The organism is Microbacterium sp. HMWF026 (assembly GCF_003061325.1).
GTDB lineage: Bacteria > Actinomycetota > Actinomycetes > Actinomycetales > Microbacteriaceae > Microbacterium > Microbacterium testaceum_E.
The window spans coordinates 1-8,957 of record NZ_QAJB01000137.1 but is presented as its reverse complement, the minus strand read 5'-3'; the positions used below and the strand labels follow the sequence as shown (position 1 = coordinate 8,957).

At 67.5% G+C, this 8,957-nt stretch carries 11 protein-coding genes; all 11 read right to left on the bottom strand.

Annotated features, from left to right (window positions below):
* Positions 1-576, bottom strand: a 576-nt coding sequence (locus tag DBR36_RS06095) for a DUF5684 domain-containing protein (protein ID WP_108318026.1), incomplete at its 3' end; no start/stop codon positions are given.
* 107 nt (positions 577-683) lie between these two features.
* Positions 684-1,433: a YaaA family protein gene (locus tag DBR36_RS06090; protein WP_108318025.1), complete on the bottom strand. Its 750-nt coding sequence runs from the start codon at positions 1,431-1,433 to the stop codon at positions 684-686.
* A gap of 71 nt (positions 1,434-1,504) precedes the next feature.
* A complete protein-coding gene (locus DBR36_RS06085) occupies positions 1,505-1,765 on the bottom strand; it encodes a F0F1 ATP synthase subunit epsilon (RefSeq protein ID WP_108318024.1) in 261 nt (86 codons plus the stop codon).
* Between the two features lies 1 nt (position 1,766).
* Positions 1,767-3,215 carry a F0F1 ATP synthase subunit beta gene (gene atpD / locus DBR36_RS06080; protein ID WP_108318023.1) on the bottom strand — a complete coding sequence of 483 codons (1,449 nt, stop codon included), beginning with the start codon at positions 3,213-3,215 and terminating at the stop codon, positions 1,767-1,769.
* Between the two features lie 22 nt (positions 3,216-3,237).
* Entirely contained in the window at positions 3,238-4,140 is a 903-nt protein-coding gene (locus DBR36_RS06075) for a F0F1 ATP synthase subunit gamma (protein ID WP_108318022.1), read from the bottom strand.
* 26 nt (positions 4,141-4,166) lie between these two features.
* Positions 4,167-5,798 (bottom strand): F0F1 ATP synthase subunit alpha, encoded by a 1,632-nt coding sequence (gene atpA / locus DBR36_RS06070; protein ID WP_108318021.1) that lies wholly within the window; start codon positions 5,796-5,798, stop codon positions 4,167-4,169.
* A 62-nt stretch (positions 5,799-5,860) separates the two neighbouring features.
* Complete coding sequence (locus DBR36_RS06065) at positions 5,861-6,649, bottom strand: F0F1 ATP synthase subunit delta (RefSeq protein ID WP_108318020.1); 789 nt, start codon at positions 6,647-6,649, stop codon at positions 5,861-5,863.
* Entirely contained in the window at positions 6,649-7,209 is a 561-nt protein-coding gene (locus DBR36_RS06060; protein WP_108318019.1) for a F0F1 ATP synthase subunit B, read from the bottom strand. Before DBR36_RS06060 ends, DBR36_RS06065 begins: the two co-directional genes overlap by 1 nt.
* A 34-nt stretch (positions 7,210-7,243) precedes the next feature.
* A complete protein-coding gene (atpE, locus tag DBR36_RS06055; RefSeq protein ID WP_043360904.1) occupies positions 7,244-7,477 on the bottom strand; it encodes a F0F1 ATP synthase subunit C in 234 nt (77 codons plus the stop codon).
* A gap of 44 nt (positions 7,478-7,521) precedes the next feature.
* On the bottom strand, positions 7,522-8,352 hold the full coding sequence (gene atpB / locus DBR36_RS06050) for a F0F1 ATP synthase subunit A (protein ID WP_181373501.1): 831 nt from the start codon (positions 8,350-8,352) through the stop codon (positions 7,522-7,524).
* Between the two features lie 211 nt (positions 8,353-8,563).
* Positions 8,564-8,956, bottom strand: a complete 393-nt coding sequence (locus tag DBR36_RS06040) for a hypothetical protein (protein ID WP_375136059.1) — start codon at positions 8,954-8,956, stop codon at positions 8,564-8,566.
* Position 8,957: the final 1 nt, after the last annotated feature.

Below are 8,957 nucleotides of genomic sequence, written 5' to 3'. Positions count from 1 at the left end.
GCCGTAGCCGGGGCCACCGTAGCCGGGGCCGTTCGGGCCACCGGCGACGGGCTGACCGGGCTGGACGGGGATGCCGTTCCAGACGGTCTTGTCGGCGATGAAGCTGTTCGCCCAGGGGGCGGGACGGATCGCGGGGTTCCACGGGTTGCTGCCGAACGCCAGGATCGCGAGGAAGATCCACTGGCCGAGCGGGCCCAGGATGAACAGCAGCAGAAGGGGCCAATCGCGACCGAACTTCGCGTTCACGCGGTACGAGATCATGATCAGCGCCACGACGAGCCCCAGACCCGCCAGGAAGTTGAGGATCGGGATGGCGCTCGCCACGGCGAGGCCGAGGACGACCCACGGCGAGACGTCACCGAGCTTGGCGAAGACGAGGTAGTTGTACAGCGGCACCCACGCGCGCCACTTGCCCTGCACACCCGCCTTGTCGAAGATGCGCATCAGCAGGAACGACGTGATGAGGTAGCCGGCGATGGCGAACAGGAAAAGGAACAGATACGCGATGGCCAGGAACGCCGCCTCGCCCGCGCTCGGCGCCCCGTAGTCGGAATATGCGAGATAGTTGATGTCCACTTCGATCCTCTCGAACGGCGGACGCTCGTCGGCGCCACCGGCGGGTGTTTCCCGCGCGACACATGCTAGCGAACCTGAGTGTTCGCTGAAATCCCCCGCGCTACGTGTCACACGACGAGGTGGATCTCGCCCGGTACGCCCGGTCGAAGCGTCCTCCCGTTCGCGCCAGCCCAGTCGAACAGATCGTCGATGCCCCCGATGCGCGGACGTGTCCGCGCGAGCGAGCGGACGAGGTCGCCCTTCGCGTGCTTGTTGAAGTGGTTGAGGGCGCGTACGGCCCCCGACTCCCCGGCCGTCACGACGCGCACGTAGGCCGTGGGCAGTTCGACGGGAACGGGTCCCAGCGCGACGTACGCCTCGGACCGCAGATCGAGCACGAACGTCGGAGCGGACGCGCGCAGAGCCTCGGTGACCGCCGCCGCCCAGACGCGTCGCAGAGGAGGGACGCCGGGCAGGCTGATCCCCGCCGCGAGACGGTAGGCGGGGATGAGGTCGAGCGCCCCCACGGGTCCGAAAGGCGCGGAATGGATGCCGACGTGCCCACCCAGCCAGGAACGGGCGGCCTGGTCGAGGGTTTCGGCATCCAGCGCGTCGAAGAGGACGCCGGTGTAACGGTCGACAGCCGGCATGGTCGCGGCGGTGCGCAGCGCGGCGTTGTCGGCGATCTCGTGACGCCGCTTCGCGCCGAGTTTGAGGACGCGAGCGGCCTCGTCCTCGTCGGCGGACAGGGCGACGAGGGCGTCGATGACGGCTTCGCGCTGGGGACGGAGCGCGGGCAGCGCGAGCCCGTCCACATCGACAGGCGCACCCTCGCCCCCGGGACGTTTGGTCTCGGACGGGGGAAGCAGGACCAGCATGGAACCTCCGGTGAAACGACCGACGCGCGCCGCCCGAGTGATCGGGCGACGCGCGTCGGGATGAAGCGATGTCAGGAGACGAGGGCCGCGTTTCCGGCGACGATCGTGAGCTCGTCGTTCGCCATCGACAGGAAGCCGTCCTCGGCGTTGGCCAGGATCTTCGTGCCGTCGGCGCGGGTGATGCGCACCTCGCCCTGGGCGAGGATCGCGAGCACCGGCTCATGCCCCTGCATGAAGCCGATCTCACCCTCGACGGTCTTGGCCACGACGAGCGAGGCCTCTCCCGTCCACACCTCGGCGTCGGCCGACACCAGGCTCACGCGCAACGACATGTCAGCCGTTCTCCTTCTGGATCTGCGCCCACTTGGCCTCGACGTCGGAGATGCCACCGACGTTGAAGAACGCCTGCTCGGCGACGTGGTCGAAGTCACCCTTGACGATCGCGTCGAACGACTCGATGGTCTCCTTGATCGGGACCGTGGAGCCCTCGACGCCGGTGAACTTCTTGGCCATGTAGGTGTTCTGCGAGAGGAACTGCTGGATGCGACGTGCACGCGACACGACGATCTTGTCTTCCTCGGAGAGCTCGTCGACACCGAGGATGGCGATGATCTCCTGCAGTTCCTTGTTCTTCTGGAGGATCTGCTTCACGTTGGTGGCGACGCGGTAGTGGTCGGCACCGATGTAGCGCGGGTCGAGGATGCGGCTGGTCGACGTCAGCGGGTCGATGGCCGGGTACAGACCCTTCGAGGCGATCTCACGCGACAGCTCGGTGGTCGCGTCGAGGTGCGCGAACGTCGTCGCCGGAGCCGGGTCGGTGTAGTCGTCGGCGGGGACGTAGATGGCCTGCAGCGACGTGATCGAGTGACCACGCGTCGAAGTGATGCGCTCCTGGAGCACACCCATCTCGTCGGCGAGGTTCGGCTGGTAACCCACGGCGGAGGGCATGCGGCCCAGCAGCGTGGAGACCTCGGAACCGGCCTGCGTGAAGCGGAAGATGTTGTCGATGAACAGCAGCACGTCCTGCTTCTGCACGTCGCGGAAGTACTCCGCCATCGTCAGCGCCGACAGCGCGACGCGCAGTCGCGTCCCCGGCGGCTCGTCCATCTGGCCGAACACGAGGGCGGTCTTGTCGAAGACGCCCGCCTCTTCCATCTCGCCGATGAGGTCGTTGCCCTCACGGGTGCGCTCGCCGACACCGGCGAACACCGAGACGCCACCGTGGTCCTGCGCGACGCGCTGGATCATCTCCTGGATGAGGACGGTCTTGCCGACGCCGGCGCCACCGAACAGACCGATCTTTCCACCCTGCACGTAGGGAGTGAGGAGGTCGATCGACTTGATGCCGGTCTCGAACATCTCGGTCTTGGACTCGAGCTGGTCGAAGCTGGGCGCCTTGCGGTGGATGCCCCAGCGCTCGGTGACCTCGATGGTCTCGCCGGGAACGCCGTTGAGCACCTCTCCGGTGACGTCGAACACCTTGCCCTTGGTGACGTCGCCGACGGGCACCGAGATGGGGCCGCCGGTGTCGCGCACCTCCTGGCCGCGGACGATGCCGTCGGTGGGCTTGAGGGCGATGGCGCGGACGAGGTCGTCGCCGAGGTGCTGCGCGACCTCGAGGGTGATCTCGGTCGACTCGTCACCAATGGTGATCGTGGTCTTCAGCGCGTTGTAGATCTCGGGGATCGCGTCATGCGGGAACTCGATGTCGACGACCGGGCCGGTGACGCGCGCGACGCGTCCGACGACGGCCGCGTCGGTCTTCTCGGCGGTGAGGCTCATGGCTTCTTCTCTCCTTGGGAACTTACTTGCCGGATGACAGAGCATCGGCGCCGCCGACGATCTCGGCGATCTGCTGCGTGATCTCCGCCTGACGCGCGTTGTTGCGCAGACGGGTGTAGTCGGTGATGAGCTTGTCGGCGTTGTCGCTGGCCGACTTCATCGCCTTCTGGGTCGCGGCGTGCTTGGCGGCCGACGACTGCAGCAGGGCGTTGAAGATACGGCTCTGGACGTACGTCGGCAGGAGCGCGTCGAGAACCGTCTCGGCGTCCGGCTCGAACTCGTAGAGCGGGTAGACCTCGGACTGCGCCGGGGCCTCGTCGGCCTCGAGCACCTCGAGAGGGAGCAGACGCACCGATTCGGGCGACTGCGTCATCATGCTGACGAAGCGGTTGTACACGAGGTGGATCTCGTCGACGCCGCCCTCGTTCTCGCCACCGGCGCGGTAGGCCTGGATCACGGCATCCGAGATCTCTTCGGCCGTCGAGAACTGCGGGGTGTCGGTGTCGCCCACCCACTGCGCGACGCTCGGCATGCGGCGGAACTGGAAGTATCCGACGGCCTTGCGACCCACGAGGTAGTAGACGACCTCTTTGCCCTGCGAGCGCAGCAGTTCGGACAGCTCGAGACCCTCGCGGAGGATCTGCGAGTTGAACGCACCGGCCAGGCCGCGGTCGGAGGTGAAGATGACCACGGCCGAGCGACGGATGTTCTCGCGCTCGGTCGTCAGCGGGTGATCGACGGAGGAATGCGTGGCGACCGCCGAGACGGCGCTCGTGACGGCCCGCGCGAAGGGGGATGCCGCGCGCACACGCGCCATCGCCTTCTGGATGCGCGAGGCCGCGATGAGCTCCATCGCCTTGGTGATCTTCTTGGTCGTCTGAGCAGAACTGATCTTCTGCTTGTAGACCCGCAGTTGTGCGCCCATGATTTACGTCCTCAGGTCGCCGCTACTCAGCGACGGCCCTTGACGATCCGCTCCTGGTTGACGTCTTCGGCCTCGGCGGCATCGACCTTCTCGGCGCCGACGACGCTCTGGTCCTTGCCGGGCTGGAACTCCTGGGCGAACGCGTCGATCTTCTGCTCGAGCTCCGCGAGCGTGTCGTCGCCGAGCACGTTGGTCTCGCGAAGGGTGTCGAGCACGGTCGAGTTGCGACGCAGGTAGTCCAGCAGCTCGCGCTCGAAGCGCAGAACGTCCGAGACCTCGACGGTGTCGAGCTTGCCGTTGGTTCCGGCCCAGATCGAGACGACCTGCTCCTCGACGGGGTACGGCGAGTACTGCGGCTGCTTGAGCAGCTCGGTCAGACGCGCACCGCGGGCGAGCTGACGACGCGAGGCCGCGTCGAGGTCGCTCGCGAACATCGCGAAGGCCTCGAGCGAGCGGTACTGCGCGAGCTCCAGCTTCAGCGTTCCGGAGACCTTCTTGATCGACTTGACCTGGGCGTCACCACCGACTCGGGACACCGAGATACCCACGTCGACCGCGGGACGCTGGTTGGCGTTGAACAGGTCGGACTGGAGGAAGATCTGACCGTCGGTGATCGAGATGACGTTCGTGGGGATGTACGCCGAGACGTCGTTCGCCTTGGTCTCGATGATCGGCAGGCCGGTCATCGAGCCGGCACCCAGCTCGTCCGAGAGCTTGGCGCAACGCTCGAGCAGACGCGAGTGCAGGTAGAACACGTCGCCGGGGTACGCCTCGCGGCCCGGCGGGCGGCGCAGCAGGAGCGACACGGCACGGTAGGCCTCGGCCTGCTTGGACAGGTCGTCGAAGATGATCAGGACGTGCTTGCCGCCGTACATCCAGTGCTGGCCGATGGCCGAACCGGTGTAAGGGGCGAGGTACTTGAAGCCGGCCGGGTCCGAGGCCGGGGCGGCGACGATGGTGGTGTACTCCATCGCACCGGCGTCCTCGAGGGCGCCCTTCACCGAAGCGATGGTCGAGCCCTTCTGACCGATCGCGACGTAGATGCAGCGGACCTGCTTGTTGACGTCGCCGGACTCCCAGTTGGCCTTCTGGTTGATGATCGTGTCGATCGCGATGGCCGTCTTGCCGGTCTGGCGGTCGCCGATGATGAGCTGACGCTGGCCACGGCCGACGGGGATCATGGCGTCGATGGCCTTGATGCCGGTCTGCAGAGGCTCGTGCACGCTCTTGCGCTGCATGACGCCCGGGGCCTGGAGCTCGAGTGCACGACGACCCTCGGTCGCGATCTCGCCGAGACCGTCGATCGGGTTGCCGAGCGGGTCGACGACGCGACCCAGGTAACCGTCGCCGACACCCACCGAGAGGACCTCGCCGGTGCGGGTGACGCTCTGGCCCTCTTCGATGCCGGAGAACTCGCCGAGCACGACGACACCGACCTCGTTCTCGTCGAGGTTCTGCGCGAGCCCGAGCGTGCCGTCGGCGAAGCGGATGAGCTCGTTCGCCATGACGCCGGGAAGGCCCTCGACGTGGGCGATGCCGTCGGCCGCGTCGACGACGACGCCGACCTCGGTCGCCGCGGCGCCGGTGGGCTCGTAGGCGTTGACGAAGTCCTTCAGCGCGTCACGAATGACGCCGGGGCTGATAGAGAGATCTGCCATTGTCTTCCTTCGTTCGTGGGGCCCGGGGCCCCCAAGATCACGCCCGCTCGGGCGGAAAGTCTTCAGCCGGCGATCCGCTGGCGGAGGTCGGCGAGGCGTGCGGACACGCTCGCGTCGATGACGTCGTCCGCGACCTGCACGCGCAGTCCGCCGAGGACGGTCGGGTCGATCACGGTGTTCAGCGTGACCGACGATCCGTAACGTGCGCTGAGAGCGTTCTGCAGACGGGTCTGCTGATCGGCGCTCAGGGGGGCGGCGGCCGAGACGGTGGCGACGATGCGCGAGCGCTGGTCGGCGACGATGCGCTCGGCGCGACGCAGCAGGGCGCGCACGCGACGGCCGCGAGCCTGGCTGACGAGCGACGACACGATCAGCGTCGTACCCGCGCTCGCGCGCCCGCCGAGGAGCGACGACACGAGGTCGCCCTTGGCCGCGGAGCCACCCATGCGACCGCCGAGGGCGAGCTCGAGCTCACCGTTGGAGGCGACGGTGCGCGAGAACGAGAAGAGCTCCGCCTCGATGTCGGCCGGCTCGGCGACCGAGGTCGCCTGGATGGCCAGCTCTTCGAGGCCCTCGACGAACTCGGCGGCGCTCGACCAGCGCTGCTGCGCGGCGCTGGTGAGGATCGCCACGGTCGCGGGGCGGTACGACGAGCCGAAGACCGCCGAGACCAGGCCCGCCCGCGCGTCCGCCGGGACCGACGAGTCGGACAGCGCGCCGCTCAGCTGAGCGGAGCCGCTGACGGCGCCGACGGCCGCGAACAGCTCGCGCGCGACGTCGAGGTCGACGTCGGGCGTGGCGGCCAGGGCCTGAGCGGTCGCGGTCCGCGCCTGAGTGGTCGCGCTGCCCATTACTTGGCCGCCTTCTCGGATGCCTCGAGGTCGGCGAGGAAGCGGTCGACCACGGCGTTGGCACGCGCGTCGTCCGACAGCGTCTCTCCGATGACGTTGCCCGCGAGGTCGACCGCGAGGGTTCCGACCTCGGAGCGCAGCTGCACGAGCGCGGTCTGGCGCTCGGCCTCGATCTGCGAGTGAGCGGCGGCGGTGATGCGTGCCGCGTCGGCGGCAGCGGTCTCGCGTGCCTCAGCGACGATCTTGCGGCCGTCCTGGGTGGCGTTCTCGCGGATCTCACCGGCTTCGCGGCGCGCCTCGGCGAGCTGTGCCGTGTACTGCTCGAGGGCGGCTTCGGCCTGTCGCTGGGCCTCGTCGGCCTTGGCGATGTTTCCCTCGATGGCAGCACTGCGCTCGTCGAGCAGCTTCGCCATGCGCGGCAGCGCGACGCGCCAGACCACGACGACGATGATGATGAAGCACACCAGCGACCAGACGATGTCGTACACCGCCGGAAGCAGCGGGTTCTCCGCCGCCTCTCCGCTGGGTTCCGCGGCGAGAGTGACAAGAGCGTTCAGCATCCTGTCTCCTTACAGTGAGTCGAGAGCGGCCGGATCAGGTGAAGATGAAGCCGGTCGCGATACCGATGAAGGCGAGCGCCTCGGTGAAGGCGATACCGATGAACATCAGGACCTGCAGGCGGCCCGCGAGCTCGGGCTGACGGGCGACGCCCTCGATCGTCTTGCCGACGACGATACCCACGCCGATGGCGGGGCCGATGGCCGCGAGGCCGTAGCCGATCGTGGCGACGTTACCGGTGACCTGGGCGAGAACCGTAGTTGCGTCCACGGGTTTTTTCCTTTCGTTGGGTGGCTCGGCGTGCGCCGGGCCGCTCAGTGCTCTTCTGCGACCGCGAGCTGGATGTAGACCGCGGTGAGGATCGCGAAGACGTACGCCTGGAGGAAGGCGACGAAGATTTCGAACAGGGTGAAGGCGAGGCCGAAGGCGAGCGAACCGGCGCCGAGCGCGATCCATCCGCCGCTCAGACCGAAGACGAAGAACTGGGTGGCCGAGAAGAACAGCACCAGCATGAGGTGGCCGACCACCATGTTCATCAGCAGTCGCAGCGTCAGGGTGACGGGGCGGATGATGAAGGTCGAGAGGAACTCGAGCGGCACGATGATGATGTACAGCGGCCACGGCACGCCCGAGGGCAGCAGCGCGTTCTTGAAGAAGCCGCCGGGGCTCTTCTTGATACCGGCGTAGATGAAGGTCACGTAGGCGACGATCGCGAGCAGCATCGGGACCGCGATCACGCTGGTGCCGGCGATGTTCAGACCCGGGATGACGCCCGTGATGTTCATGAACAGCACCATGAAGAAGATCGTGGTGAGGATCGGCAGGAAGCGCTTGCCGTCCTTGCGGCCCAGGATGTCCTCGGCGATGTTGACGCGGACGAAGTCCAGGCCCATCTCGACGATGCTCTGGAACCGGCCGGGGACGACCTTCATGCGACGCGTACCGACGACCAGGAAGATCACGAGGACGGCGGTCGCGAGGAACTGGACCAGGTTGATGCGCGTGATCTCGAAGGGCGCACCGAAGATGTACAGCCCTGGGAAGGTGATGACCGCGTCGGGGAAGAACTCGGAGATGGAGGGCGGGTGGAACTCCGCACCCGCAGACGCGAAGTTCGTGATCAGGGTCGCAGCTTGAGTAGTCAGCGCTGGCTCCAGCTTCGGGGCATCGGTGTGAACCGTTGCGACGATGGTCGGTGATAGTACCCGAAGTGCGAACCTGGAGAAGATTTCCCATCGCGGGCGGGTACTTATGCCACCCTATCAAACTCCCGGCGGATCCATGAGTCCGCGGGGGCGATCGTCTCGGCGCCGGACTGACGTGCGCGGCGACGCGAGCGGGTGGGCTATGGGCCGCTCAGGCGCGTCGGTCTCCGGCGTCGGGGTCGGTGGGAAGCGTGACGTCGCTGGCGCTGGGGATCCGCATGCGCAGCAGCACCACCACGTCGACGGCGAGCGATGCGATGACGCTGACGACGAGCGCCACGTAGAACACCACCGGATCGACCCAGTCCTGGCCGCGCAGCACGACGATCGCGACGATGAACAGGATGAGCTTGAGCAGCCACCCGCCCAGGACGATGCCGAAGAAGATGGGCACGTAGAGGGGGTCGCCGAACCAGCGGTTGGCCACGAGGATGCTCGTCGCGGTCACGGCAAGGAAGATCGCACTCACGGCCACCCCCGCGAGGGCGCTGCCGAGACCCCCCGCTCCCCCGACGGCGAAGCCGACGATGGCACCGGCGATCAGG

Excerpts from the sequence above, each read along its gene's own strand:
- DBR36_RS06090 (WP_108318025.1), bottom strand. The coding sequence starts at position 1,433 with ATGCTGGTCCTGCTTCCCCCGTCCGAGACCAAACGTCCCGGGGGCGAG.
- DBR36_RS06085 (WP_108318024.1), bottom strand. The coding sequence starts at position 1,765 with ATGTCGTTGCGCGTGAGCCTGGTGTCGGCCGACGCCGAGGTGTGGACG.
- atpD (WP_108318023.1), bottom strand. The coding sequence starts at position 3,215 with ATGAGCCTCACCGCCGAGAAGACCGACGCGGCCGTCGTCGGACGCGTC.
- DBR36_RS06075 (WP_108318022.1), bottom strand. The coding sequence starts at position 4,140 with ATGGGCGCACAACTGCGGGTCTACAAGCAGAAGATCAGTTCTGCTCAG.
- atpA (WP_108318021.1), bottom strand. The coding sequence starts at position 5,798 with ATGGCAGATCTCTCTATCAGCCCCGGCGTCATTCGTGACGCGCTGAAG.
- DBR36_RS06065 (WP_108318020.1), bottom strand. The coding sequence starts at position 6,649 with ATGGGCAGCGCGACCACTCAGGCGCGGACCGCGACCGCTCAGGCCCTG.
- DBR36_RS06060 (WP_108318019.1), bottom strand. The coding sequence starts at position 7,209 with ATGCTGAACGCTCTTGTCACTCTCGCCGCGGAACCCAGCGGAGAGGCG.